The following is a 22,919-nucleotide window of genomic DNA, read 5'->3' on the forward strand; positions in this document are numbered from 1 at the left end:
TACTGCGTGCGTTTACGCACAGTACTGCGTGGCGCGCAGCGTTCACCGATCGGAGCCGTATGTCCCTCCTGGCCCGTCCTTCGATCGCCGCCCTCGGCGCGAAGACCCTGCAGCGGCTCACCCTCCTCGCGAGTAGGCGCCCGAGCGGCCCGGGCTCCGACGCCGCCTCGCACGCCCGGTTCCCCGAGTACCCGCGCCGGGTCCGCGAGCTGACCGTCCCGACGTCCGTCGCCCCGGCCCGCGCCACGGTGTACCTCCCGGCGGCCGAGGTCATCGCTCCCCCGGTGCACGTCAACTTCCATGGCGGAGGTTACGTCATGTCGCTCACGGAGCTCGACGACCCGCTCTGCCGGTTCCTGGCGGCCAAGGCCGGGGTGGCGGTGGTGAACGTGGACTACGTCGTCGCCCCGCAGCACCCCTTCCCGGCTCCGCCCCGGCAGGCCTACGAGGTGGTCCGCTGGGTCGCCGAGCACGCGGCCGAGCAGGGCTGGGACGGATCCCGGCTGACCGTGGGCGGGCAGAGCGCGGGGGGCGGGCTGGCCGCGGCGGTGGCCCGGCAGGCGTGGGAGGAGGGCGGGCCCTCGATCGCGCTGCAGGTGCTGCACTATCCGCCGCTGGACCTGGTGACGAGCGCGGCGGACAAGCGGGCCGCCATCGCCAAGCCGATGCTGCGGCCGTGGATGGCGGAGGTGTTCGACACGGCGTATGTGCCGGACCCGAAGCGGCGGGCCGACCCGCTGGTCTCTCCGGCGCACCCGTCGGACACGGCCGATCTGACCGGGATCGCCCCGGCGGTGGTGATCACCGCGGAGTACGACCTGTTGCGGGCGGAGGGTGAGCGGTATGCCTCGCGGCTGGGGGCGGTGGGGGCGCTGGTGGAGCATCACGAGGTGGGTGGGGTGGATCACGGGTATGACGGGAAGGACGACGTGAAGGCGCGGGAGGTGTATGCGCTTGTTGCGCATCATCTGCGGGCGGTTCGGGAGAAGGGCGCCTGAGAGCTCGGGGGTACTGATGGTGCGCGACTGACCGTCGTCGGTAGCTGGTCGCGCAGTTCCCCGCGCCCCTACGGGGCGCGGGTGTACCGGGGTTCAGATGGGGAGGGAGACGCCCAACTTGTCTGCGTACTCGGTGAGTTCGCGCCAGACCTTCGGCGCCACGGGGATCCCCTTCTCGCCCCGTTCCGCGGCCTTCGCCGCGCTGCGCTCGCCCGGGTAGAAGACGCCGGCCGCGCCCTCGGCGGGCGGGAGGGACTTGAGCGTGGTGAGGGTGTCGTCGACCGCGGTGAGGAAGGTGGTCGGGTCGCCGAAGGCCGCCGGGTCGAGGGCGATGAGGAGGGCGTTCTGGCGGTGGGCGCGGTCGCCGGTGTGGAAGGAGGCGAAGATCGGGGCGCCGACCAGGACGCTGGTGAGGAGTTCGAAGGCCAGGGACATGCCGGAGCCCTTCGCGCCGCCCAGGGGCAGGGGCATGACGGCCTGTTCGGGGTCGGTCGTCGGGGTGCCGTCGGCGGTCGCGGCGGCGCCCTCGGGCAGGGGCGTGCCGCTCGCCTTGGCCTGGCGGATCTTGCCGAGGGCGATGGTGGCGGTGGCCATGTCCAGCAGCAGCGGGGCGTGTTCACGGGCCGGTACGGCGATGGCGAGCGGGCTGGTGGCGACGGCGGCGCCCTGGACGCCGGTGTAGCCCATGTTGGGCATGCCGGCCACGAACCCGAGTCCGACCAGGCCCTGTTCGGCGATCCGGGACACGTAGTAGCCGATGGCGCCGGTGTGGACCGTACGGCGGACGCCCACCGAGGCGATGCCGGTGCCGCGGGCCCGTCGTACCGCCTCGTCGGCGGCGGCGGTGAGGGCGACCGGGCCGGGGGCACGGTCGGCGTCGAGGACGGCGACGGCCGGGGCCGTGGATTCGACGGTCAGGTGCGGGTCGGCGTTGGCGACGCCCTTGGCGAGCAGGTCCAGGTAGGCGGGGACCCGCGCGGTGCCGTGCGAGTCGACGCCGCGCTGCGCGGCCCAGACGAACACGTCGGCGGTGGTCCGGGCGTGCTCGGCGCTCAGGCCGCCCTTCTCCAGGAGGGCGGCGGAGAAGGCGCGCAGGTCGTCGGCGGGCACCAGGGTCTTGGTGGGGGTGTCGGACATGGTGACGGGTCTCCTGGGCTAGCGGGTGACGAGGACGTCGACGACGGCGGTGGTGCCCTCGGAGACGGCTTTGAGGGCACGTTGGAGGGCGGGCGCGAGGTCGTTCGCGGTGTCGACGGTCTCGGTGTGCATGCCGAAGGGCTCGGCGAAGTCCGCGAGCCGGGGCAGCCGGTGCAGGTCGGTGCCCAGCCACTCGCCGGTCTCGGCGGCGGCGCCGTCGGGGTAGAAGCGGCGGTGGTTGAGGTTCATCGACTTGTAGACACGGTTGTTGAACACCACGACCAGCAGCGGCAGTTCGTACGCCTTCGAGGCGTCGTACGACGGGATCACCGGGTTGTAGGTGAAGGCGCCGTCGCCGATGGTGAGGACCACCGGGCGTTCCCGCGCGGCGAGTTTGACGCCGAGGGCGACCGCGATGCCCTGGCCGAGTCCGCCCTGGACGTAGAAGTAGGAGTCGGGGTCGGCGGTGCGCAGATGGCGTTTGACGACGCGGCTGTGGGTGATGGTCTCGTCGACGACGATCCCGTTCTGGCCGTCGAGGAACTTGCGCAGCGTGGCGGCGACCAGCACCGGGTCCACGCCCGTCCTGCCGGGCTCCTCGCAGGCCTTGACCTCGGCCCGGGCGAGTGCGCCGGTCTCCTGCGAGTACCGGGTGTGCTGGGCCGCCCGGCGCTCGGCGACGGCCGTCTCGTCGAGGTCCCGCGCCCGCTTGGTCAGCTGGCGCAGCGTGTTCGCGGTGTTGCCCTCCAGGTAGGTGTCGGCGAACAGCACCTGGTAGACGACGTGCGGGCGCTGCGGCACCTCGTCGATGACGACGATCTTCGCCTTCGAGGGCCGGCGGGAGGGCGGGTAGAAGGGCGCGCGGCAGTTGACCAGCAGGATGAGATCCGCCTCGTCCATCCACGGCCCGATGTCGCTGCCGGCGTGCAGCGGGTGGGTGCGCGGGAAGTTGCCGCACACCGCCGAGTCCGGCTCGACGACCGGGATGTTCCAGGCCTCGGCGAAGGCCACCAGAGCCTCGAAGCCGCCCGCCTCCCGTCCCGCCGTCTCGGTGACGATCACGGGGTTGACCGCCTCGCGGATCGACTGGGCGACGGGGTCGACCTCTTCGGGCGAGCTGTGGGTGGAGCCCGGCGCCACGACCGGCTTGGCCTCGCGGCCGTCCCACTCCTCCAGGAGGATCTCCAGGGGGATGTTCAGGTACGCCGGCCCGGCGGGCGCCCGCCAGGCCAGTTCCGCCGCCCGGGTGACCATGGTCGGCAGCGTGTGCACGCTGGCGGCCTCGGTCGACCACTTGGTGAACGGCTGGGCGATGCCGTGCGGGCCGCCCACGATCGACAGGTTGCGGTACCACTGGCCGCCCGGGTCGTGGCCGGGAGCGTCGCCGTAAGTGGTCGACTCCGAGGAGGCGACGACCATGGGCACGCCGGCCAGCAGCGCGCCGTGCACGGCCATCGAGCCCTGCAGGAGGCCGGGGGCCGCGTGCAGCAGCACGCCTTGCGGACGGCGCTTGACGAGCCCGTAGCCGGTGGCCATGCCGACGGCGACCGTCTCGTGCGTCAGGTCGAGATATCCCGGCGCGGGTGCGCCGTCACGGTGACGGCGGGCCAGTGCCTCCCACACCGGGGCCCACTCGGACCCCGAGGAGCAGAAGACGTAGTCGGCGCCGACGGCGTTGAGGGCGGAGACGAGGGCGTCGCCGCCGTCGGTTCCTGGGGTGTTGGTCATGACAGGGGTTTCCTCAGCCCTCGATCGGCCAGTTCAGGACCTCGGAGATACCGCGACCCAGGATCCATTCAAGCTCCTCGGGCGTGAAGTCCCAGTGCTTGGTGAACTGCTCGATCGTGTCGGTGTAGGTGATGCCGTGGCCGAGCAGCCGGGTGATGTCGGTGCCGTAGAAGCAGCGCTGCGGGCCCATCTTGTCGACCATCTCGCGCACGTACTTCTGGATGTTGTTGTTCGGGAAGGGCTGCGTGGAGTAGCCCGGCAGCGCCGACACCTTGACGTAGATGTTCGGGTGGACGGCCAGGTCCGCGGTCTCCTGGACCCAGTAGCCGATCGCGTCGTCGACACAGCGGGCCATGATGCCCATGTGGTCGATGATGATCTTCAGCTCGGGGTGCTTGGCGGCGATCTCACCCAGCTCACGCTTCCAGATCGGCGCGTGGACCATGGTCGGAATGCGGAGTTCCTCGGCGAGCGGCCAGTACCAGTCGTTGGTGCCGTCGATCATCCAGTTGCGGTCCTGCGGCCGGTGGAAGGTGAGCCGGGTGCCCTTCACATGCGGGTTCTGCGCGAAGTCCTTGAGCATGGCCGTGCCCTCTTCGGGCTTGTTCTGCGGGATGCGGGCCATGATCCCGAACCGGTCCGGGTGGGCCTCGCAGGCCTCCAGGGCGTAGTCGATGCGGTCGCCCTCCCAGGACGGCGGCAGGATCAGCGCCCGGTTCACGCCGGCCTCGTCCATCAGCTCCAGGGCCTCCTCGTAGGAGAAGGGGTCCTCGCGGTGGCCGTTGAGGCGGATCCGCTCACGGGCGCCGGGCACCCAGGGGCGGTCCGGGGTCTCTTCCTTCCAGATGTGGATCTGCGTGTCGACGACGAACATGGCGCGAACTCTCTTTCTCGGTGGGGATCTTGGGGTGGTGCGGAAGGAACGCTAGGCGTCCGGTGCGCTCTTGCGGAGATCCCGGAGCGCAAGCTGTTGTTGCGCGGAAGCGCCCTGTTCACAGCGGACTTTCAGGCCCCGGAGCGGGTACCCCGGGAGCCGTCGAAGACGGCCGCGGCGATGTGTTCGGCGATCGCCATGGAGGCCGTGGCGGCCGGCGAGGGCGCGTTGCGTACGGCCGTGATCCGGCCGACCTGATGGATGCGGAAGTCGTCGACGAGCGTGCCGTCGCGGTCCAGCGCCTGCGCCCGTACGCCCGCTCCGCCGCGCACGACGTCACGGACGCCGACCTCGGGGACGTACAGCCCGGCGTCCTTCATGAAGGCGGCGGTGGAGAAGGAGCCGCGGTACTCCCTGATGCCGGTGCGCCAGTGCTGGGCGGCCATCCGCCAGGCGCCCGGGTAGGCGGCGAGGGCCAGCAGGTCCCGGGGGGAGACGCGGCTGCGCCGGTACCCCTCCTTGGCGAGGGCGAGGACGGCGTTGGGGCCGACCTCCACCGAGCCGTCGACACGCGGGGTGAAGTGCACGCCGAGGAAGGGGTAGCGGGGGTCGGGCACCGGGTAGACGAGCCCGCGCACGAGATGCCTCTTGTCGGGCTTCAGCAGCATGTACTCGCCGCGGAACGGGATGATCCGGGGCTCCTGCTTGTCCTGGGCGAGTTCGGCCACGGTGTCGGACTGGAGGCCGGCGCAGAGGATCAGCCGGTCCACCCGCACCCGGTCCTGGCCGGAGGCGGCCTCGATGCCGCCGGGCACGGTGGTGATGGACGTGACCGGGAAGTCCAGCCGCACCTCACCGCCCCCGTCGACGACGTCCTGGGCGAAGGCGCGGGCGACCGCCGGGTAGTCGGTGATCGCGGTGCGCGGGGAGTGCAGGGCGGCGGCCCCTCCGGCGTGCGGTTCGATCTCCCTGATCTCCTCGCGGGAGACCTTCCGCAGCTCCGGCACGTGGTTGTTCTTCGCCCGGGTGTACAGGTTCTCCATCCGGCCGAGTTCGTCCTCGCGCACCGCCACGACCAGCTTGCCGATCTCGTCGTACGGCAGCCGCCGGTCCTGGCAGTACTCGCGCAGCAGCGACACGCCCCGCACGCACAGGTCGGCCTTGAGGCTGCCCGGGGTGTAGTAGATGCCCGCGTGGACCACGCCGGAGTTGTGGCCGGTCTGGTGCCGGGAGACCTCCTGCTCCTTCTCGAACACCACGACCCGGGCGCCGGGGCGGCGCAGGGCGATCTCGCGGGCCGTGGCCAGGCCCACGATCCCGGCGCCGACCACGCCGATCGTCTCGTCAGCCATCGGCCCGCTCCGGGGCACCGATGTGGACCGCCACCGTCTTGACGCGCGTGGAGAACCTCAGGACCTCCTCGCCCTGCTCCTTGTAGGCCGTACCGGAGTCGTGGAAGCCGCCGAACGGGAGGTGGACGTCCCAGCCGGTGGTCGTCGTGTTGACCGCGACCTGCCCGCACTCGGCCTCGTCGGCGAAGCGGTACGCGGAGCCGAGGTCGCGGGTGAACACGGCGGCGGCGAGGCCGAAGGCGGAGTCGTTGACCGCCTCGACGGCCGCGTCGAAACCGTCGACCGCGCGGACGGCGAGGACGGGCCCGAAGACCTCCTCCCGCCAGACGGCCATGTCGGGCGTGATATCGGCGAGGACGGTGGGTCGCACGTAGCACCCGTGCGGCCGCTCGGGGTCCGTGCCGCCGCCCGTGAGCACGGTCGCGCCCTGCTCGACCGCCCTGGCCAGGTCGGCGAGGACGCTGTCGCGCTGCTTCGGGCTGGACAGCGGGCACAGGGTCGTCGCCGGGTCGTCGCCCGGGCCGACCGCCAGCGCCCGCACCTCCGCGACCAGCAGCGCGACGAACTCGTCGTACACCGGCCGCTCGACGATCACCCGGCTGGTGGCCGTGCAGCGCTGTCCGGCCTGCCCGAAGGAGGCGGCGACGACGGCCCTGGCGGCGGCCGGCAGGTCGGCGTCGCGCAGCACCGCGGACGCGTTCTTGCCGCCGAGTTCGCCCTGGAAGCGGACGTTGCGGTCGGCGAGGCGGCGGCGGATGCGGTTGCCTACGGCGTTGGAGCCGGTGAAGGTGATGCCGGTGATCCGGGGGTCGTCGAGGAGCGCCTCCTCGATCTCGGCGGTCCGGCCCGTGACCACGTTCAGCACCCCGGGCGGCAGGCCCGCGTCGTGCAGGGCGCGGGCGAAGTGCAGCCCCGACAACGGTGTCTCGCCGGCCGGCTTGAACACGGCCGCGTTGCCGGTGGCGAGCAGCGGGGCGAGCTTGCGGGCGGGGGTGATCAGCGGGTCGTTCCAGGGGCTGATCACCAGGATCACGCCGATCGGCTCACGCTGGGTGTGCGTACGGTGGTTCGGGCGTACGTCGTGCAGGAGGGTGCCGTAGCCCTGACGGGCCAGACCCGCGTAGTACTCCAGGAAGTCGGCGGCCTTGAGGGTCTCGCCGGTCGCCTCCGCGACGGTCTTGCCGTTCTCGGCGGTGACGTCGGCGGCGATCTCCTCGACCCGTTCCCGGATCAGCCGGGCCGCCTCGGTGAAGACCCGGGCCCGCTCGAAGGGGCTGGTGCGCTTCCAGACGGCGAAACCGCGCTCGGCGTGGTCGTAGGCCCGGGTGACGTCCTTCGCGGAGAGCGCGGGGACGCGGGCGAAGGGGGTGCGGACGTCGGCGGGGTCATGGACGTCGATCCATTCACCGGTCGTCACCCACTCCCCGCCCAAGAGGGTTTCCAGGGTGCGCATGGAGATCACTTCCTTCGTCGTCCGCGGTGCCGCCCGTGTGGGGCCGGATGCGACAACACACCATGTGGGAGGGGGTCCACCAGCCCCGTGGGGGCAGGCATTGATTGCGCCGTGCGCGCCTCGGCGGCCGGGTGATCCATGCTGGAATCGGCGGGTCCGACACGTCCTGAGGAGAGAACGCATGGCATACGCAGTCGTCGCCCAGTACCGCTGCGCACCGGCCGACGCGGACGCGGTGCGTGCCGCGTTGCGGAAGGCGCAGGCCGCTTCCCGTGCCGAGCCCGCGAACCTGATGTACGAGGTGCACGAGGTGGAGGGGGAGCCGGGTGGGTTCCTGCTCTATGAGCGGTACGTCGACAAGGAGGGGTTCGAGGCGCACAAGGCGGCCGAGCACTTCAAGGAGGTTGTGGTGGGGGTGGTGTGGCCGTTGCTCGTGGAGCGCACGGTGACGTTCGCGGAGGTGCTTTAGCGTCGGCCGTCTCAGGGGCGCGGGTGGAGTGTGGTTCTCGCGCAGTTCCCCGCGCCCCCAAAAGAAGGGGGCGCGGGGAACTGCGCGACCGGCCACGACGGACCCGCGGACGAGAGCGCTCAGAACTCGTTGCCCCAGACGTACCGGGCGATGGTCTCGACGAGGACCAGCTTCTTGCGCTGGTCCTCGGCTCCCAGGAGCGGCCGGCTCGCCACGTCGGCGAATCCCCGTGACGGGGACACCGCGCCGTCCTCCAGGTCCTTGAACTCGCCGGCCGCGTCGATGCGGGACATCACGGTGTCGACGTCCTCCAGGTCCGCCGTGGTCGCGTCGACGACGCCCAGGCAGAAGTCCCGTTCGTCCGGCAGTGCCCTGAGCAGGTCCAGTTCCGCCGGCGTGCCCTGGTCGAAGGGCAGGATCCAGCGGTCGGCGGCGATGGCGTCGTAGAGATGCTCGGCGCGGGTGCGGTCCAGCTCGGTCGGGGCGCTCCAGCCGGGGGCCACGGCGATCCGGACGCCCTCGGGACGCTCGTCGAGGCGTACCGCCAGGGCGTCGACGGTGAGGGCGTCCGCGAAGGGCAGGGCGCCGGGGTCGGCCGGGTCGGTGCTCAACTGGTCCAGCAGCAGCGGGTTGTTGAGCTGGATCAGGCGGACGCCCTTGGAGACGAGCAGCTCGATCTCCGCCCGGACGATCTCCGCGAGGGCCTCGCCCAGTTCGCGGGCCGAGGAGACGCCGAGGCCCGGCTGGAAGGTGGTGGCCGCGAGGTAGGCCGGGGAGGGCAGGGCGGCCTTCGGAGCGATCACCGTCAGGTCGGCGAGGCGGGCGGCCCGGTCGGCGAGCAGCGGGCCGTTGGCCTTGGGCAGCGACTCGGCCACCCAGCGGACCAGGCCGTCGGGGTCCGTCTCGTCGGTCCGGCGGAAGCCGGAGACGGTGTCGAGGACGGCGCCGCGGAAGTCCTCGCGGGGGAAGTCGCCGTCGGTGACGACGGTGGAGCGCAGCTTGCGCTGATAGGCGACGGCCTCCCGGACCGCCGCGTCGACGGCCTCCGGGTCGGCGGTGGACAGGCCGGGCGGTCGGACCAGGCTGCCGTGGTGGTCGATGCGGTAGTTGAACGTGTCCGCCATGGTGTCAGTCCTTTCCACCGGAACCGGTGACGCCCCACGCGGCGAACTCCAGTTCGTAGCCGAGGTCCTTGAGGACGTCCTCGGCGATCCGCTGGTCCTCGTCCGCCGTGCCGCCGGCGATGCCGAGCCCGCCGATGATCTCGCCGTCCTTCTTGATGGTGACGCTGCCCTCGGCCGCCATGATCGGCAGGGCGGCGCCGGGGAGCTGGGAGAGCTGGGCGAAGAAGACGGGCTGGCTCTCCTGCCACTTCTTCAGCATGGGGCCGGGGCGCTGCATGACGGCCGCGGTGTAGGCCTTGGCGCGGGCGATGTCGGGGGTGAGCGGGCGGGCGCCGTCGGGGCGGCGGATGGCGATCGGGAAGCCGCCGGCGTCCACGACGGCGACGCTCACCGCCTTCCCGATCTCCTGGGCGCGCTCGTGGGCGGCGCCGATGATCTCCTCGGCGGCGGCCAGGGTGAGGCTGGTCATGCTGCTTCCTTCGGTGCGGTGAGGGTGCGGCGGAGCCGGGCGACGGCCGCGTTGTACTTGTCGGGCGCCTCCCAGTACATGGAGTGCGGGGCGTCCGGGACGATCTCCAGGTGGGAGCCGGGCAGCAGTTCGTGGGCGCGGGTCACCGTCTTCACGCTGAGCACCGCGTCCTTCTCGCCCGCGAGGAAGGCGACCTTGACGCCGGAGGCACCGATCTCCTCCAGGGAGGGGCCGTCGGTGTCGAGGTTGCGCAGGTCCTGCATCCTGGCCACGTTGAAGGTGCCCATCTGCTGGAAGAGGAAGGTGAGGTCGGCCCGCTCCCGCTGGAACGTCTTGGTGAGCAGCCGGTCGATCACGGGCAGCTTCACGGCCTCCGCCCGGTCGGCGGCGGCGAGTTCCTTCAGCTCGGGGTGGCTGATGCCGCCGAGGGAGTGGCCGAGGACGACCGAGGAGACGCGTTCGGGGCGGAGCAGGCCGGCGCGCAGGGCGGCGACGGAGCCGATGGACTGGCCGACGAGCATGGCGTCGGTGATGTCCTCCTGGTCGAGGACGGCGACGACGTCGCCGGGGAAGTCCTGGCCGTCGAACTCGTCCATGGAGGAGTCGGACTTGCCGAAGCCGCGCAGGTCCACGGTGAGGACGGTGAACTCGTCGCGCAGCGCGGCCACCTGCTGCCACCAGGCGGCGTGGTGTCCGCCGCTGCCGTGCACGAAGAGGATCGCCGGGCCGCTGCCGTGGCGCTCGTAGTAGATGGCGGTGCCGTCGGAGTCGGCGAGGGGCATGGGGTGAACTCCCGTACTGATGCGCTTAGTTGGGGCGGCGGCCGTGGTGGACGAGCTCGATCATGGTGTGGTCGGGGTCGTGGATGTAGCAGAACTTGGACTGGTTCTCGGGGCGTTCGATCGGCCGGGTGTGCCGGATGCCCAGCTCCGTGAGGTGGGCGAGGAAGTCGTCCCAGTCGTCGACCTCGACGGCGAAGTGGTAGGGCGCCATGCGCTCCATCTCCTCGACGGGGGTGAAGTGCAGGTCGAAGTTGCCCCGGGTCATCAGCACCACGCGGGTGTTGGACTTGGGCTGGATCCGCTTCATCCCGAAGACCTTGGTGTACCAGGCCGCGGTGCGATCGGGGTCGGTGGTGGGGAAGTTGACGTGGTGGATGTAGCGGGGTTCCGCGCTCATGAGTGGTTCCCTTCCAGGTGTACGGGGTTGGACAGCACGCCGATGCCGCTGATCTCGACCTCGACGGTGTCGCCGGGTTCGAGCTGGCAGGTGGATTCGGCGCCCATCCAGAGCACGTCACCGGGGTGCAGGGTGATGTGCTTGGTGATCTCGACGATGTGGTCGAACGGGTCGAAGACCATGTCCCCGGTCGGGAACACGGCGCGGACCTCGCCGTTGACGCGCAGAGTGGTGGTCTGCGCGAGCGCGTCCACGTCGGTCTCGATCCAGGGGCCCATCGGCTTGAAGGTGTCGCTGTTCTTGCTGCGCCAGAAGGTGCGGTCCTGGTGCTGCCAGGTGCGGGCGCTGACGTCGTTGCCGATGGTCCAGCCGAACACCGCCTCGCGTGCCTGCTCGTGGTCGGCGTGCCGGAGCGTGCGGCCGATGACCGCGACGAGTTCGGGCTCGGCCTCGAAACGTCCGGTCACCTCGGCGGGCCGGACGATCGGTGAACCGTGCCCGGTGAGGGCGTTGTTGGCCCGGTAGCCGACCTCGGGGCGCTCGGGGGTCGGGGCGCCGGCGTGCTCGATGTGCCGGGGGTAGTTGTAGCCGACGGCGTAGAAGACGCCGGGTACGACGGGCGGCAGCCAGACGGCGTCGGTCACGGGGACCGTGCCGAGGACGTCGAAGCCGCCCTCCAGCGGCGAGCCGGAGAGGAGGTCGACGTCCTTCTCCCCCACCCGCCCCCAGACCGGCCGGCCGTCGATGGCCACCCGTGCGAACCTCATGGCGTCAGCAGGTGGGAGACGCGCTTGGTGACCAGGTAGGCGTCCAGCGCCTCCGGCCCGCCCTCCCGGCCGTACCCGCTGTCCTTCACCCCGCCCGACGGGGCTTCGTGCACCGAACCGCCGCAGTGGTTGAGGGAGAGGATGCCGGCCTCCAGGCCGTCGGAGAGCTTCTCGGCGGTGGCGGCCGACTCGGTGAAGCCGTAGGCGGCCAGCCCGTACGGCAGTGAGTTGGCGGTGGCCAGGGCCTCGTCGAGGTCGCGGAAGGGCACGATGGGCGCCAGCGGTCCGAACGGCTCCTCGGACATCAGGTCCGCGTCGGCCGGTACGTTGGTGAGGACGGTCGGCGCGAAGAAGTAGCCGGGGCGGTCGAGCCGTTCGCCGCCGGTGCGGACCGTGGCGCCCTTGCTGACCGCGTCCGCGGTGAGCCGCTCGATCGACCGCAGCCGGCGCTCGTTGGCGAGCGGTCCCATGGTGGTGCCCCGGGTCAGTCCGTCGCCGGTGACGACCGCCTCGGCGGCCTTCACGAACTCGGCGGTGAAGTCGTCGGCCAGGGACTCGTGGACGAGGAAGCGGCTGGGCGAGGTGCAGACCTGGCCGGCGTTGAAGAACTTGGCCTGGGCGGCGCGCCGGGCGGCCTGTGCGGGGTCGGCGTCGGCGCACACGATGACGGGGGCGTGGCCGCCCAGCTCCATCAGGGACGGCTTCATGACCTTGCCCGCCTCGGCGGCGAGGAGCTTGCCGACGGGCACCGAGCCGGTGAAGGCGATCATGCGGGTGACCGGGGAGGCGATGAGGTGGGCCGAGACCTCGGCGGGTTCGCCGAAGACCAGGTTGAGCACGCCCGCGGGCAGTCCCGCGTCCGCGTAGCACTCCACCAGGGCGGCGGCCGTCGCCGGGGTCTCCTCGGAGGCCTTGATGATCAGCGAGCAGCCCGCCGACAGGGCCGAGGAGATCTTGCGGTTGGGGCCGCCGACCGGGAAGTTCCAGGGCACGAAGGCGGCGACCGGGCCGATGGGTTCGCGGCGGACGGTGAGGACCGTGCCGGGTGCGGACGGGACGATCCGGCCGTACGCGCGGCGGGCGTCCTCGGCGTGCCAGCGCAGGGTGTCGGCGGTGCGCCCGGCCTCGCCGGTGGACTCGGCGAGGGTCTTGCCCTGTTCCAGGGTCATCACCCGGCCGATCCCGGCGGCGCGTTCGGCGATGAGGTCGGCGGCGCGGTCGAGGATCGCGGAGCGCCGGGCGATCGGGGTCGCCCGCCACACCCGGAAGCCCTCGGCGGCGGCTTCGAGGGCGCGGTCGAGGTCGGCCGGGGTGGCGAGGGGGACCTCGCCGATCGTCTCCTCCGTGGCGGGGTTGACGACGGGGGCGGTCCGTCCGGAGCCGCCCTGGCACCACTCGCCCGCTATGTACATGCGGACGGCGGGATAGCCGTGGTCGGTGGTCATGAAGGGGTGCCCTCTCAGATTCAGGAGGCGGTGGGGGCTTCCTGGTCGCGGTTGGTGCGCAGGGCCCAGATGTGGTGCGGCGGGGTCGTCTCGTGGACCCGGGTGCCGTAGGTCGCGTCGGCCCGGTCCATGTCGGCGGCGTACTCGACGCGGCCGCCGCACGGGGCGTGCAGGAAGCGGAAGACGTTGGAGCCGATGGTGTGCCGGCCGAGCCTGCGGGCCTCCCGCCAGCCGTGCTCGATCATGTAGTTGCCGCCCTCGATGACGTCGTCGAAGCCGGGGACCTCGTAGGCGATGTGGTTGATCCCGGCCCTGTCGGGGCGGTGGCAGAGCAGCATGGTGTGCTGGTCGTCGTCGCCGGGCGCCTGCATGAAGACGCCCATGGGCTCGACCACGTCGGTCGGGCGGAAGCCGAGCCGGTCGACGTAGAAGCCGACGGCCGCCTCGCGCCCCTCCTTGGGGATGTTCAGGGCGACATGGCACATGCGCAGCGGGCGGACCCGGGTGATCGGCTCCAGGGCGGTGTTCCAGCGGTTGACGTGGCCGAGCGCGTTGGCCGGGCGGGGCTCGACCGGCGCGGGCCTGGGGCGGGCCAGGGTCAGGCCGACGCCGAAGCCGGTCTCGTCGACGGTGTGGTGGACGCCGTCGGCGCTCTCGCGGATCTCGCGGTCCCGGCCGGCCGAGGTGACCAGCCGGTCCAGTTCCTCGGGCGTGTCGACGCCCCAGACGACCTCGCGCAGCGTGGGCCCGTCCTCGACGGGGGCCGGCAGCGGCGGGCCCGGCAGGGTGTCGAGGTGGAGGGTCTGGCCGGTGCGGGTCTCGAACACCGCGTGCTCGTCGGTCAGTTCCAGCTGGTACAGCCCGAAGTCGTCGAAGAACCGGGCGCATACGGCAAGGTCGTCGATGCCGTAGGTGACCGATTCGATTCTCTGGATTCCCATGGATTCCTCGTTTCCGGGTCGCCCCGCGAGCGTAGATTTCGGCGCGCGAGGGCCTCAATGCCCTGAGCTCTACGGAATGCGCAAGCGTTTCTTGCGGCCCCGGCTATGCGCGGATCGCGGGAATCGGGTTCTGCGCGAACCAGTCGGCGAGGAAGTCCAGGAACACGCTGACCTTGCGCGGGGTGTCCTGCCCGGGACCGTAGATCGCGTAGAGCGGGCGGTCCGGTACGGCGAGATCGGGCAGCAGCACCCGCAGGGCGCCGGAGACGAGGTCGTCGTAGACCGGGCGCTGGGGCAGCAGGGCGATGCCGCGGCCGTGCACCGCCGCCTTCTGCAGGGCGATGTAGGAGTTGGACGAGAAGGCGATGTTGCGGATCTTGTGCAGGGTGCTGGCGTGCCCGTGGCCGATCCGCCACACCGGGTCGTTGACGTGCACCAGGCAGTCGTGGGCCGCGAGGTCGTTCGGGTGGGCGAGCGCGCCGCACCGCTCGATGTACTCCTCGGCGGCGCACAGCACGAACGGCAGCGAGGCGATCTTCTTCAGCCGGACGCTGGAGTCGCGCAGATCGCGGGTGTGGAACGCGACGTCGAATCCGCTGTCCAGGAAATCGTAGGTGCGGTCGGACATGCCGCCGAGTTCGAACCGGACCTGGATTCTGGGGTGCGCCGCCGAGAAGGCCGCGATCGCGTCGCCGAGGTCGAGGCTGCCTATCCACTTCGGGCAGATGACACTGAGGGTGCCCTCGGGCCGGTCGTGGAGCTGGGCGATGCCGGCGTCCTCGGCCTCGATCTCGTCGAGGATGCGCGCGGCGAACTCCGCGTAGCGTCGGCCGGGCTCGGTCAGGCTCACGGAGCGGGCGGTGCGGTTGACCAGGCGGACGCCGATCTGCCGCTCCAGTTCCGCCACGTGGCGCGAGACCAGGGAGCCGGACGAGCCGAGTTTCTTGGCGGCTCCGCTGAAACTGCCGACCTGGGCGACGGTGACGAAGCTGTGCATGAGGAGCAAGCGGTCCATTTTTCCTCCGAAGGCGCGCGTGCGGCTCGCGCCGGTCACCCACACAAATCGAATGTCGGCAATCTTGTCAACGTCTCTTCGCTTAAAAGATCAGCCGCGTTTCTCATGGTCAGGCCGGGGATCAGGCCCCGTCCGGGGTGATACGGCCGTAGCCGCGGATGTCCGGGAACGGCGGCTCCCGGTCGGCCTGGAGGTCCACCTGGAAGGTGTTGAGGCACATGCCGAGCATGGTGAAGTTGCCGAGCGCGCCGATGGTGTCGACCAGCCCCTTGGGGCCGAAGTGCTCCAGGGCGCGGGCGAAGGTCGCGTCGGTGACGAAGTGGTCCTCCAGGATCTCCCGGCAGAACCGGTAGAAGGCCTGGTCGGCCTCGTCGTCGAAGACCGCCTCACGCTTCTCGGCGATGGCCTGGACGGCGGCCTCGGGGATGCCGGCCTCGATCGCCTGGTGGACGTGGGCGTTCCAGGAGTACTGGGCGTCCCAGTTGCGGGCCGCCATCAGGAGGGTCAGTTCGCGCAGGTGCTTGGGGAGGCTGCAGTCGAACCGGGCGAAGGCGCCGAGGGACTCCGCCCGTTCGCACATCTCCGGGCTGTGCAGCCAGACCCGGAACGGGCCGCGGACCGCGCCGCGGCGCCCGGCGATCCGGGCGGCGAGCTCCTGCTGCCGCGGGTCCATCGCGTCTTCGCTGAGAACGGGGAGCCTCATGGGGCCGGTACCTGCCTTTTCTCTCCGGCGGCCTGGGATGCCGGTGACGGTACCGTCGGTTCCGGCCGCCGCACCCACCTCGGAGCGCAAGGTAAAACTGCACGCCAGGGGGCACCCACGGGCGCGATCACGACCTAGCCTCGGTCGGCGTACCACCTCGCAGTGGAAAGCCGTGGAGAGGAATCCCCGATGACCACGATCATCAAGGCCGCGTCCGTGCCCCTGCTCGACCGGGGCGGCGCGGTCCTGTCGACACCGCTGATCACCACACCGTCGGCGGGCGGGGAGAACCTGATCACCAGCGGGATGAGCGTCTATCCGGTGGGCTCCGGCGCGCCGTTGCACTCGCACAACTGCGACGAGCACGTGACCGTCCTGGAGGGTGAGGCGGAGGTGTGGGTGGACGGCGAGGTGACCCGCCTGGAGCGGTTCGACACCACGTACGTCCCGTCCCCCGTCCCGCACCTGTTCCGCAACGTCGGTGACACTCCGCTGCGGATCCTGTGGGTGTACTCCTCGGGGTACGTCACCCGGACCTTCACGGAGACGGGGAAGACGGTCGAGCACCTCTCCACCGAGGACCAGATGGGCTGAGCCCCGTCCCCGGGGACGTCCCGCGCGTCCCACGGCACGCGGGGACGACATGGTGCCGTGCGGCCACGGCAATCCTCCGAATCGTGATCACGCTTCGTGGTCACGAGCACGACAGCACGGAGGTTTCCATGTCCCGACGGATCCTGAAGAGCGGGCTGCTGGCCACGGTCGCGGTGTTCGCGTTCCTGCCCACGGCCGGGGCCGCCACCGCGAGCGCCGCCACTCCGATCCCCGCGCCGCAGGGAATCGTGCAGTACTACAACTACACCACCCTCCCGGCGCCGGCGGTCCACCGCCTGCACCACCGGCACCACACGTACCGGAGCGTGGGCCGGGTGACCACGAGGCACCACGTCCGGCTCAACGTCCGCTCCGGCCCGAGCACCCGCTACCGCGTGGTCGGCCACCGTCACAACGGCCGGCTCGTCCCGGTGACCTGCAAGACGTACGGCGGTTCGGTGCGCGGCACGCACACCTGGTACCGGCTCCCGCACCGCAAGGGGTACGTCTCCGGCCGCTACGTCCGGGTCGGCCACGCCGTCCCGTGGTGCTGACGGTTCCGTCCCCTCGTACTCCCTGATCGCACCGGCCTGTTCGGGAACCCCGCGTTCCCGAACAGGCCTTCGACATGACCCCCTGATTCACCGTCTTCACACCCGTCCGCCGATTGCGGGCCCGGTCCTTCTGGGAAGCCATCCCGACAACAGGGGCGAAACGCCCATAGCGTTATGAAGTCGAGGCACGCGACATGCGGCACCCCGAAGGAGCGACCACCCCGCCGGAGGACGAACCGGCGGCGAGACTGCGCGAACTCAAGGAGCGCACGGGGCTCAGCCTGGCGGCACTGGCCGCCCGCACCCCGTACAGCAAGTCCGCCTGGCACCGTTATCTCTCCGGCGCCAAGCGGCCGCCGCGCCCGGCCGTGGAGGCGCTGGCCCGGCTCGCGGGCGCCGACCCGGCCGCCGTCCTGGCCCTGTACGACGCCGCCGAGGAACCCCCGCTCACCGAGCCGGCCGAGCGGCGGCGGCCGGCGGGACGGCGGTGGCGGCTGCCGCTGACCGCGCTCGCGCTGTTCACCGTGGCCGGGGTGACGGCGGCGGCCGTCACCGTCTCGGACCGGCGCGGCACCCCGGGCGCGCAGCCGGTGTCGGCGGCGCCGCGCTGCCACGGCCGGTCCTGCCAGGGCGAGCTGCCCGACGCGTCGGCGTGCGCCCGGGACGCGCAGACCAAGACCACCGTCACCGGCACCGCCTACGACGTCCGGCTGCGCTGGTCCCCCACCTGCGGTGCCGCCTGGTCCGAGGTGCGGCTGCGCTCGGCGCACGCCCGGGAGGTCTCGGTCCGGGCCGGGCAGGACGTGCTCTCGGCGAGCTATCCGGCCGAGGACTCCGTCGGCTACACCAGCCCGATGCTCGCGGTGCCGACCCCCCGGGGCGTGGAGGCGTGCGCGGAGGTCGGGGGGCAGCTGGCGTGCACCGGCCTGGAGGGGCAGCCGGACGACGAGTAGACGGCATGAAGGCGCCGCGCCCGTGGAAGGGGCGCGGCGCCGGACCGGTCGGGGGCACCGGTCAGTGGGCGGCGACCAGTTCCTCCCGGTCGGCGCCGGCCGGCGGCTGCTTGGCCGAGCGCAGGGCGGCGATGCCGATGAAGACCATCGAGGAGACACCGGCGAGCGAGAAGGCGGTGAAGCCCCAGTCGCCATTGCCCGCCGCGAGCAGCTGGCCGCCGAGCCAGGGGCCGAAGACGGCGCCGAAGCGGCCCATGCCCGAGGTCCAGCCGACGGCGGTGGCGCGGTTGTCGGGGCTGGAGCGGATGGAGACGGTCGCGTAGATCATCGTCTGGGCGCTGTTGAGGAAGACGCCGGTGAGGAAGACGACCAGCGTGGTCACACCCATCGGCAGGTGGACGCTGAGCAGGTAGACGCCGACGGCGGTGAGGGCGAACCAGACGGCCGAGATGCGCGGGGCGCCGAACCGGTCGGCGGCACGGCCGGCGACCAGCATGCCCACGATGCCGCCGAGGTTGAAGACGACGACGAAGGTCAGGGCGTTGGCCAGCTCGTAGCCCTCGGTGCGCATCAGGGTGGGCAGCCAGGTGGCGACACCATAGACGAGGAGCAGACCGCCGAAGGAGGCCAGCCAGTAGAGCAGGGTCTGGATCCACTCGCCGCCGCGGAACAGGTTCCGCAGCGCGTCCCAGCGGTCGGCGGCGGTCTTCTTCGCGGCGACGGCGGGCAGTTCGACCTCGTAGCGCTCGGCCAGGGCGCCGGCCTCCTCGGTACGGCCCTTGGCGACCAGGAAGCTCAGCGACTCCGGCAGGAACTTCAGCAGGACGGGGACGAAGAGCAGCGGGAGCACGCACACCCAGAACGCGGAGCGCCAGCCCAGCGGGTCGATCAGCCACTTGGCCACGTAGGCGGAGAGGATGCCGCCCGCGTGGTGCGCGGTCATCAGCAGGCCGATGGTGATCGCCACCCGGCCGCCCTTGGCGTAGTCGGAGACCATGCTGATCGCGGTCGGCAGCAGCCCGCCGAGGCCGACGCCGGCCAGGGTGCGGCCGAGGCCGAAGACGGCGACGCTGCCGGAGATCGCGCAGATCCCGGAGGCGAGCGAGAACAGCGTGACGCAGCCGACCATCAGCTGCTTGCGGCCGATCCGGTCCGCGACCGTGCCCGCGGTCAGGGCGCCCACCAGCATGCCGAAGGTGGCGTAGGAGCCGAGGTCGCCGGCCTGGTCCGGGGTGAGGCCGAAGGTCTTGGTCTCCAGCAGGTGGGGCAGCACCGAGCCGTAGATGAACATGTCGAGGCCGTCGAAGAGGACGGCCAGCCAGCACAGGCCGACGACCAGCAGAGCCAGTTTGCCGCCGCGAGCGGACAGGGCGGGGGAGGAGGACATCTTTGTTTTCCTCTCGTCCAGGAGGCGTTCCCTGGAGGGGATCTGTGAGCGGGCCGCGCGGCTCGTGCGGCTGACCCGTGGTGCGCTAGACGTTAAGGACCCGGATCTGATGTGTCAACGTTTTTGTTAACAATCTCAGTGGAGCGAAAGGCAGGGGGAAGGCGGAGAGAAAGACGGGGTGAAAAGGGGGGTGCCCGACGCGCGCACAGCAGCACGTCGTACACCCCCCTGCCGACCGGAGACGGATCAACCGACCGGCGGTGTCCCGTGGGTGTGGAAGGACTCGATCGTCTTCAGACCCCAGGCCTGCCCCTTGGCGCGCTCGGCCTCGGTCCAGGTGATCAGCGGCCAGTCGGGGGCCAGCACCAGCCGGGTGAGCGGGTTGCAGAGCTCGATGCGGTTGCCGCCGGGCTCGTAGACGTACAGGAAGAACGTCTGCTGGATGGCGTGCTTGTGCGGGCCGGTCTCGATGAACACCCCGCTGTCGATGGCGAGATCGGCCGCGCGCAGCACGTCCTCGCGGGTGTCGGTGGCGAACGCGATGTGGTGCAGGCGTCCGGCCGAGCCGGTCCAGTCGGAGGTGTAGACGACGTCGTACGACTTGTTCGTGAAGGTCAGCCAGCGGGCGGCGATCCTTCCCGTGTCGAGCCGGATCTGCTCGGTCGGCCTGGCGCCCAGCACCTGTTCCTGGAACTCGGCGTTGGCGAGCACGTCGGCGGCCAGGAAGTTGACGTGGTCCAGGCGCCGCACCCCCACGCCCCGGTTGGGCTTGGCCTGCGGCTGGTTCTTCAGCGCGGGCCTCAGCTCGTCGGGAGCCTGGTAGTACTCGCTCTCCCAGTACAGGGCGTGCTCGTGACCGTCCGGGTCGGTGGTGACGTAGAGCTTGCCGAGTCCCGGTTCGTCCTCGGTCCAGTGGCCGGTGCCGCCCGCCTCCTCGATCGCCTTGATACGGCGGTGGAGGGCCTCCTCGCTGGAGGTGCGCAGCGCGAGCCGGCCGAGGCCGGGCCGGTCGCGGGCGGTGAGGACCAGGCTGTGGTGCTCGTAGTCGTCGAAGGTGCGCAGGTAGACGGTGTCGCCGTCCTGGCCGTTGACGGTCAGTCCGAGGTAGTCGGTGAAGAAGGCGACGCTGGCGTCCAGGTCCGGGGTGAAGAGCTGGGCGTGGCCGATATGGGCGATGTCACCGAGGGGCGGAGCCATCGTTGCCTCCTTGGGGTCGTGCGGGTGTGGGGGTGGCGGGGACGGACCGCGGGAAGACGGTGCCGTCGAAGATCTTGCGGGCGGTGCGGACGACCGCGGTACGGCGGGCGGCCGGCGGGGTGCCGTCGGAGCCCGGGTCGACGCTGGTGTCGATCTCCAGGAATCCGGTGGGGTGTTCGATGCGGATGCGGTCGCCGTGCTCCGGGAGCCGGGCTATCCCCTCCCCCACACCACCGGGCAGCCGCAGCCCGGCGGCCACGCTCGCGGCGCCGAGGACGCCGATCGAGGTGTGGCAGCGGACGGGGATGAAGGTCCGGGTGGTGACCGCGCCGCCGTCCCGGGGCGCGGCGAGCAGGCTGAGCTTGGGCACGGTGGCGGTCTCGACGTCACCGAGGCCCATCAGCTTCCCCGCCACGAGCCGGATCTCGCGCAGCCGGTCGGCGAGCGCCAGATCCTCCTCCAGGTCCTTGGGCTCCTCGTACCCGGTGACGCCGAGATCGCCCGCCGCGACGAGCACGGTCGGCATGCCGTTGTCGACGCAGGTCACGGCCGTACCGGCGACGGTGTCGCGAACGTTCCCGGTGGGCAGCAGCGGGCTCTCCCCCGCCGGGAACTCGATCACCACCGGGGCGGCGGTGCCGGGCACGCCGGAGATCTCGGCGTCCCCGGTGTAGTCGACCCGCCCGCCCGGGGTCGGGAAGGTGGCGACGGCCGACTCCCCCGTGTTGAGCATCCGGATCCGTACGGAGGTCTCGCCGTCCCCGGGGGCCACGAGCCCCCGCTCCACGGCGAACGGGCCGACCCCGGCGAGGATGTTCCCGCAGTTCTGACGGTCGGTCACTTCCGGCCGTTCGACGGCGACCTGGAGGAAGAGGTAGTCGACGTCCGCCTCCGGGTCGTCCGACACCGAGACGACCGCCACCTTGCTGGTGAGCGGGTGTGCCCCGCCCAGGCCGTCGATCTGGCGCGGGTCGGGGCTGCCCATCACCCGCAGCAGCAGGTCGTCCCGGACGGCGGGGTCGGCGGGCAGGTCCTCGGCCAGGAAGTACGCGCCCTTGGAGGTGCCGCCGCGCATCAGCATGCAGCGCACCTCCGCGGGCCCGGTCATTTGCTGTACTCCTCGTACGTCCGGTACTCGACGCCGAGCCGCTGAAGGGTCTCCCGCAGTCCGTAGCGGTCGAGGCCGAGCTGGCCGTCGATGAAGGCGGCGCGGGTCGCGGCCTCCTTCGCCTCGCGGGCCTCGGACTTCTCGACCGTCTCCCGGACCCGCTCGCGCGGTACGACCACGACACCGTCGTCGTCCGCGAGGATCACGTCACCGGCGTTGATCACCTGGCCGTCGATGGCGATCGGCACGTTGACCGAGCCGCCGGTGGCCTTGACGGTGCCCTGCGAGGAGACCGCCCGGGACCAGGCCGCGAAGCCCATCTGCCGCAGTTCCTCGGTGTCGCGGATGCCGGTGTTCAGGACGACCCCGCGCACCCCGCGCTGTTTCAGGGCGGTCGCGAACAGTTCGCCGAACAGCCCGTCCGTGCAGGGCGAGGTGGTGGTGACGACCAGGATGTCACCCTCGCCGCACTGCTCGACGGCGGCGTGGATCATGAGGTTGTCGCCGGGCCAGCTGAGCACGGTGACGGCCGTGCCGGCGACCCGCACGCCCTGCTGGACGGGCCGGATCTCCGGGCCGAGCAGCCCGGTCCGCCCCATCGCCTCGCTGACGGTGGCCACGCCGAAGCCGGCCAGCGCGTCGACGTCCTTCAGCTCCGCCTTCGGCGGGTTGGTGACGATCACGCCGCTCATGCCAGCTCCTGCGCGATCTGCGGGAAGGGGCGCATGAACGCCTCGGCCATGGTCTGGTGCGCGAGGCCCAGGTTGGGGCCGGCGTTCCGCTTGAGCTGGACGCCCCGGCGGACGGCGAGGTCGGTGTAGTAGGCCCACAGGTGCTGCTGGGCGCCGAGGCACTCCATCGCCTTGCGCTTGGTGTCCCAAACCTCGGTGATGTCGAGGAGGACCTCGGGCCGGAAGCCGCTCATCTCGGGCTGGTGCGGCTCGAAGTAGAAGACCGGCGGGGCGCCGATGATGTCGCCCTCGCCCGGGTAGCCGATGGCCTGGGCGAGGATGCGCGCCTCCAGGGCCATCCGGTTGGCGGCCGGGTGGTCGCCGTTGTAGGGGTCGTCGACGGGGTGGGTGAGCACGACGTCCGGCTGGGTCTCGCGGTAGACGGCGACCAGCCGGTCGGTCAGCTCGGCGGAGGCGACCAGCGGGTAGTCGCCCGCGTCGAAGAAGCGGACCTCGGCGCCGAGGGCGGCGGCGGCCTTCTCCGCCTCCTCCCGGCGTATCGCCTTGATCTCCTCCAGGTTCCTGCCCTCGCGCCACGCCTTGGCGGACTCGCCGCGCTCGCCGAAGGTCAGACACGCGATGGTGACCTTCTCGCCCCGGGACGCGGCCAGGGCGATGGCTCCGCCCGCCCGCCACACGAAGTCCCCGGCGTGCGCGGTGACGACCAGAGTGGATCGTGGTGGGGTGGCGGGGGCGTTGGCGTCGGTCATTGCAGAAATCTCCTTGGTGGACAGGTGTGAG

At 71.5% G+C, this 22,919-nt stretch carries 24 protein-coding genes; 5 read left to right on the forward strand and 19 right to left on the reverse strand.

Features of this window, described 5'->3' with window-relative positions; all coding sequences use genetic code 11:
- Positions 1 to 59 precede the first annotated feature (59 nt).
- Positions 60 to 998, forward strand: coding sequence for an alpha/beta hydrolase fold domain-containing protein (locus ACIPSJ_RS46695; RefSeq protein ID WP_401355605.1), 939 nt, complete (start codon positions 60 to 62; stop codon positions 996 to 998).
- A 93-nt stretch (positions 999 to 1,091) separates the two neighbouring features.
- On the opposite strand, the gene ACIPSJ_RS46700 is transcribed toward ACIPSJ_RS46695, so the two are convergent.
- The 5 genes from ACIPSJ_RS46700 to ACIPSJ_RS46720 all read right to left on the reverse strand — a co-directional run bounded on the left by ACIPSJ_RS46700 (position 1,092) and on the right by ACIPSJ_RS46720 (position 7,542).
- Positions 1,092 to 2,135 (reverse strand): Ldh family oxidoreductase, encoded by a 1,044-nt coding sequence (locus tag ACIPSJ_RS46700; protein ID WP_401355607.1) that lies wholly within the window; start codon positions 2,133 to 2,135, stop codon positions 1,092 to 1,094.
- Between the two features lie 18 nt (positions 2,136 to 2,153).
- Positions 2,154 to 3,863, reverse strand: a complete 1,710-nt coding sequence (locus tag ACIPSJ_RS46705) for a thiamine pyrophosphate-dependent enzyme (protein WP_401355609.1) — start codon at positions 3,861 to 3,863, stop codon at positions 2,154 to 2,156.
- A gap of 13 nt (positions 3,864 to 3,876) precedes the next feature.
- Positions 3,877 to 4,737 carry an amidohydrolase family protein gene (locus ACIPSJ_RS46710; RefSeq protein ID WP_355723464.1) on the reverse strand — a complete coding sequence of 287 codons (861 nt, stop codon included), beginning with the start codon at positions 4,735 to 4,737 and terminating at the stop codon, positions 3,877 to 3,879.
- Positions 4,738 to 4,868: 131 nt separating this feature from the next.
- Entirely contained in the window at positions 4,869 to 6,089 is a 1,221-nt protein-coding gene (gene lhgO / locus ACIPSJ_RS46715) for an L-2-hydroxyglutarate oxidase (protein ID WP_401355611.1), read from the reverse strand.
- A complete protein-coding gene (locus tag ACIPSJ_RS46720) occupies positions 6,082 to 7,542 on the reverse strand; it encodes an aldehyde dehydrogenase family protein (RefSeq protein WP_401355613.1) in 1,461 nt (486 codons plus the stop codon). Before ACIPSJ_RS46720 ends, lhgO begins: the two co-directional genes overlap by 8 nt.
- 181 nt (positions 7,543 to 7,723) lie before the next feature.
- Between ACIPSJ_RS46720 and ACIPSJ_RS46725 the strand changes: the two genes are divergently transcribed.
- Positions 7,724 to 8,011: a putative quinol monooxygenase gene (locus ACIPSJ_RS46725; protein ID WP_401355615.1), complete on the forward strand. Its 288-nt coding sequence runs from the start codon at positions 7,724 to 7,726 to the stop codon at positions 8,009 to 8,011.
- A gap of 119 nt (positions 8,012 to 8,130) precedes the next feature.
- Here ACIPSJ_RS46725 and ACIPSJ_RS46730 read toward each other — a convergent pair whose 3' ends face one another.
- From ACIPSJ_RS46730 to ACIPSJ_RS46770, 9 genes are all read right to left on the reverse strand, one after another.
- The gene (locus ACIPSJ_RS46730) at positions 8,131 to 9,135 is read right to left on the reverse strand and encodes a methionine synthase II (cobalamin-independent)-like protein (RefSeq protein WP_401355617.1); all 1,005 of its coding nucleotides are present in this window, start codon (positions 9,133 to 9,135) and stop codon (positions 8,131 to 8,133) included.
- A gap of 4 nt (positions 9,136 to 9,139) precedes the next feature.
- Positions 9,140 to 9,604, reverse strand: a complete 465-nt coding sequence (locus ACIPSJ_RS46735) for a heme-binding protein (RefSeq protein ID WP_355723478.1) — start codon at positions 9,602 to 9,604, stop codon at positions 9,140 to 9,142.
- The gene (locus ACIPSJ_RS46740; RefSeq protein ID WP_401355620.1) at positions 9,601 to 10,386 is read right to left on the reverse strand and encodes an alpha/beta fold hydrolase; all 786 of its coding nucleotides are present in this window, start codon (positions 10,384 to 10,386) and stop codon (positions 9,601 to 9,603) included. The genes ACIPSJ_RS46735 and ACIPSJ_RS46740 overlap by 4 nt, the downstream gene beginning before the upstream one ends.
- A gap of 25 nt (positions 10,387 to 10,411) precedes the next feature.
- Positions 10,412 to 10,783, reverse strand: coding sequence for a VOC family protein (locus tag ACIPSJ_RS46745; protein ID WP_355723483.1), 372 nt, complete (start codon positions 10,781 to 10,783; stop codon positions 10,412 to 10,414).
- Positions 10,780 to 11,550, reverse strand: a complete 771-nt coding sequence (locus tag ACIPSJ_RS46750; protein WP_401355624.1) for a fumarylacetoacetate hydrolase family protein — start codon at positions 11,548 to 11,550, stop codon at positions 10,780 to 10,782. Before ACIPSJ_RS46750 ends, ACIPSJ_RS46745 begins: the two co-directional genes overlap by 4 nt.
- Entirely contained in the window at positions 11,547 to 12,995 is a 1,449-nt protein-coding gene (locus tag ACIPSJ_RS46755) for an NAD-dependent succinate-semialdehyde dehydrogenase (RefSeq protein ID WP_401355627.1), read from the reverse strand. Before ACIPSJ_RS46755 ends, ACIPSJ_RS46750 begins: the two co-directional genes overlap by 4 nt.
- A 20-nt stretch (positions 12,996 to 13,015) precedes the next feature.
- Positions 13,016 to 13,936 carry a VOC family protein gene (locus ACIPSJ_RS46760; protein ID WP_401355629.1) on the reverse strand — a complete coding sequence of 307 codons (921 nt, stop codon included), beginning with the start codon at positions 13,934 to 13,936 and terminating at the stop codon, positions 13,016 to 13,018.
- A 103-nt stretch (positions 13,937 to 14,039) separates the two neighbouring features.
- A complete protein-coding gene (locus tag ACIPSJ_RS46765; RefSeq protein WP_359223468.1) occupies positions 14,040 to 14,951 on the reverse strand; it encodes a LysR family transcriptional regulator in 912 nt (303 codons plus the stop codon).
- Between the two features lie 121 nt (positions 14,952 to 15,072).
- Positions 15,073 to 15,624 (reverse strand): carboxymuconolactone decarboxylase family protein, encoded by a 552-nt coding sequence (locus tag ACIPSJ_RS46770; protein WP_355723529.1) that lies wholly within the window; start codon positions 15,622 to 15,624, stop codon positions 15,073 to 15,075.
- Positions 15,625 to 15,843: 219 nt separating this feature from the next.
- Between ACIPSJ_RS46770 and ACIPSJ_RS46775 the strand changes: the two genes are divergently transcribed.
- From ACIPSJ_RS46775 to ACIPSJ_RS46785, 3 genes are all read left to right on the forward strand, one after another.
- Positions 15,844 to 16,248 (forward strand): cupin domain-containing protein, encoded by a 405-nt coding sequence (locus tag ACIPSJ_RS46775; RefSeq protein ID WP_355723496.1) that lies wholly within the window; start codon positions 15,844 to 15,846, stop codon positions 16,246 to 16,248.
- 128 nt (positions 16,249 to 16,376) lie between these two features.
- Positions 16,377 to 16,802: an SH3 domain-containing protein gene (locus tag ACIPSJ_RS46780; protein WP_355723498.1), complete on the forward strand. Its 426-nt coding sequence runs from the start codon at positions 16,377 to 16,379 to the stop codon at positions 16,800 to 16,802.
- A gap of 194 nt (positions 16,803 to 16,996) precedes the next feature.
- Complete coding sequence (locus ACIPSJ_RS46785; RefSeq protein ID WP_401355632.1) at positions 16,997 to 17,755, forward strand: DUF2690 domain-containing protein; 759 nt, start codon at positions 16,997 to 16,999, stop codon at positions 17,753 to 17,755.
- 61 nt (positions 17,756 to 17,816) lie between these two features.
- Here ACIPSJ_RS46785 and ACIPSJ_RS46790 read toward each other — a convergent pair whose 3' ends face one another.
- The 5 genes from ACIPSJ_RS46790 to ACIPSJ_RS46810 form a co-directional block, all read right to left on the reverse strand.
- On the reverse strand, positions 17,817 to 19,142 hold the full coding sequence (locus ACIPSJ_RS46790) for an MFS transporter (protein WP_401355635.1): 1,326 nt from the start codon (positions 19,140 to 19,142) through the stop codon (positions 17,817 to 17,819).
- 246 nt (positions 19,143 to 19,388) lie between these two features.
- Positions 19,389 to 20,339 (reverse strand): catechol 2,3-dioxygenase, encoded by a 951-nt coding sequence (locus tag ACIPSJ_RS46795; protein ID WP_359223473.1) that lies wholly within the window; start codon positions 20,337 to 20,339, stop codon positions 19,389 to 19,391.
- Positions 20,320 to 21,447 carry a 4-oxalomesaconate tautomerase gene (locus tag ACIPSJ_RS46800; RefSeq protein WP_401355638.1) on the reverse strand — a complete coding sequence of 376 codons (1,128 nt, stop codon included), beginning with the start codon at positions 21,445 to 21,447 and terminating at the stop codon, positions 20,320 to 20,322. Before ACIPSJ_RS46800 ends, ACIPSJ_RS46795 begins: the two co-directional genes overlap by 20 nt.
- Positions 21,444 to 22,139, reverse strand: coding sequence for a 4-carboxy-4-hydroxy-2-oxoadipate aldolase/oxaloacetate decarboxylase (locus ACIPSJ_RS46805; RefSeq protein ID WP_401355641.1), 696 nt, complete (start codon positions 22,137 to 22,139; stop codon positions 21,444 to 21,446). Before ACIPSJ_RS46805 ends, ACIPSJ_RS46800 begins: the two co-directional genes overlap by 4 nt.
- Positions 22,136 to 22,888: a PIG-L deacetylase family protein gene (locus tag ACIPSJ_RS46810; RefSeq protein ID WP_401355644.1), complete on the reverse strand. Its 753-nt coding sequence runs from the start codon at positions 22,886 to 22,888 to the stop codon at positions 22,136 to 22,138. Before ACIPSJ_RS46810 ends, ACIPSJ_RS46805 begins: the two co-directional genes overlap by 4 nt.
- Positions 22,889 to 22,919: the final 31 nt, after the last annotated feature.

Origin of the sequence: Streptomyces sp. NPDC090088 (genome assembly GCF_044747345.1) — a bacterium.
In the GTDB taxonomy this organism is placed as follows: Bacteria; Actinomycetota; Actinomycetes; order Streptomycetales; family Streptomycetaceae; genus Streptomyces.

What these genes read in the sequence shown, in the direction of transcription:
- ACIPSJ_RS46695 (WP_401355605.1), top strand. Translation starts at nt 60, where the DNA reads ATGTCCCTCCTGGCCCGTCCTTCGATCGCCGCCCTCGGCGCGAAGACC.
- ACIPSJ_RS46700 (WP_401355607.1), bottom strand. Translation starts at nt 2,135, where the DNA reads ATGTCCGACACCCCCACCAAGACCCTGGTGCCCGCCGACGACCTGCGC.
- ACIPSJ_RS46705 (WP_401355609.1), bottom strand. Translation starts at nt 3,863, where the DNA reads ATGACCAACACCCCAGGAACCGACGGCGGCGACGCCCTCGTCTCCGCC.
- ACIPSJ_RS46710 (WP_355723464.1), bottom strand. Translation starts at nt 4,737, where the DNA reads ATGTTCGTCGTCGACACGCAGATCCACATCTGGAAGGAAGAGACCCCG.
- lhgO (WP_401355611.1), bottom strand. Translation starts at nt 6,089, where the DNA reads ATGGCTGACGAGACGATCGGCGTGGTCGGCGCCGGGATCGTGGGCCTG.
- ACIPSJ_RS46720 (WP_401355613.1), bottom strand. Translation starts at nt 7,542, where the DNA reads ATGCGCACCCTGGAAACCCTCTTGGGCGGGGAGTGGGTGACGACCGGT.
- ACIPSJ_RS46725 (WP_401355615.1), top strand. Translation starts at nt 7,724, where the DNA reads ATGGCATACGCAGTCGTCGCCCAGTACCGCTGCGCACCGGCCGACGCG.
- ACIPSJ_RS46730 (WP_401355617.1), bottom strand. Translation starts at nt 9,135, where the DNA reads ATGGCGGACACGTTCAACTACCGCATCGACCACCACGGCAGCCTGGTC.
- ACIPSJ_RS46735 (WP_355723478.1), bottom strand. Translation starts at nt 9,604, where the DNA reads ATGACCAGCCTCACCCTGGCCGCCGCCGAGGAGATCATCGGCGCCGCC.
- ACIPSJ_RS46740 (WP_401355620.1), bottom strand. Translation starts at nt 10,386, where the DNA reads ATGCCCCTCGCCGACTCCGACGGCACCGCCATCTACTACGAGCGCCAC.
- ACIPSJ_RS46745 (WP_355723483.1), bottom strand. Translation starts at nt 10,783, where the DNA reads ATGAGCGCGGAACCCCGCTACATCCACCACGTCAACTTCCCCACCACC.
- ACIPSJ_RS46750 (WP_401355624.1), bottom strand. Translation starts at nt 11,550, where the DNA reads ATGAGGTTCGCACGGGTGGCCATCGACGGCCGGCCGGTCTGGGGGCGG.
- ACIPSJ_RS46755 (WP_401355627.1), bottom strand. Translation starts at nt 12,995, where the DNA reads ATGACCACCGACCACGGCTATCCCGCCGTCCGCATGTACATAGCGGGC.
- ACIPSJ_RS46760 (WP_401355629.1), bottom strand. Translation starts at nt 13,936, where the DNA reads ATGGGAATCCAGAGAATCGAATCGGTCACCTACGGCATCGACGACCTT.
- ACIPSJ_RS46765 (WP_359223468.1), bottom strand. Translation starts at nt 14,951, where the DNA reads ATGGACCGCTTGCTCCTCATGCACAGCTTCGTCACCGTCGCCCAGGTC.
- ACIPSJ_RS46770 (WP_355723529.1), bottom strand. Translation starts at nt 15,624, where the DNA reads ATGGACCCGCGGCAGCAGGAGCTCGCCGCCCGGATCGCCGGGCGCCGC.
- ACIPSJ_RS46775 (WP_355723496.1), top strand. Translation starts at nt 15,844, where the DNA reads ATGACCACGATCATCAAGGCCGCGTCCGTGCCCCTGCTCGACCGGGGC.
- ACIPSJ_RS46780 (WP_355723498.1), top strand. Translation starts at nt 16,377, where the DNA reads ATGTCCCGACGGATCCTGAAGAGCGGGCTGCTGGCCACGGTCGCGGTG.
- ACIPSJ_RS46785 (WP_401355632.1), top strand. Translation starts at nt 16,997, where the DNA reads ATGCGGCACCCCGAAGGAGCGACCACCCCGCCGGAGGACGAACCGGCG.
- ACIPSJ_RS46790 (WP_401355635.1), bottom strand. Translation starts at nt 19,142, where the DNA reads ATGTCCTCCTCCCCCGCCCTGTCCGCTCGCGGCGGCAAACTGGCTCTG.
- ACIPSJ_RS46795 (WP_359223473.1), bottom strand. Translation starts at nt 20,339, where the DNA reads ATGGCTCCGCCCCTCGGTGACATCGCCCATATCGGCCACGCCCAGCTC.
- ACIPSJ_RS46800 (WP_401355638.1), bottom strand. Translation starts at nt 21,447, where the DNA reads ATGACCGGGCCCGCGGAGGTGCGCTGCATGCTGATGCGCGGCGGCACC.
- ACIPSJ_RS46805 (WP_401355641.1), bottom strand. Translation starts at nt 22,139, where the DNA reads ATGAGCGGCGTGATCGTCACCAACCCGCCGAAGGCGGAGCTGAAGGAC.
- ACIPSJ_RS46810 (WP_401355644.1), bottom strand. Translation starts at nt 22,888, where the DNA reads ATGACCGACGCCAACGCCCCCGCCACCCCACCACGATCCACTCTGGTC.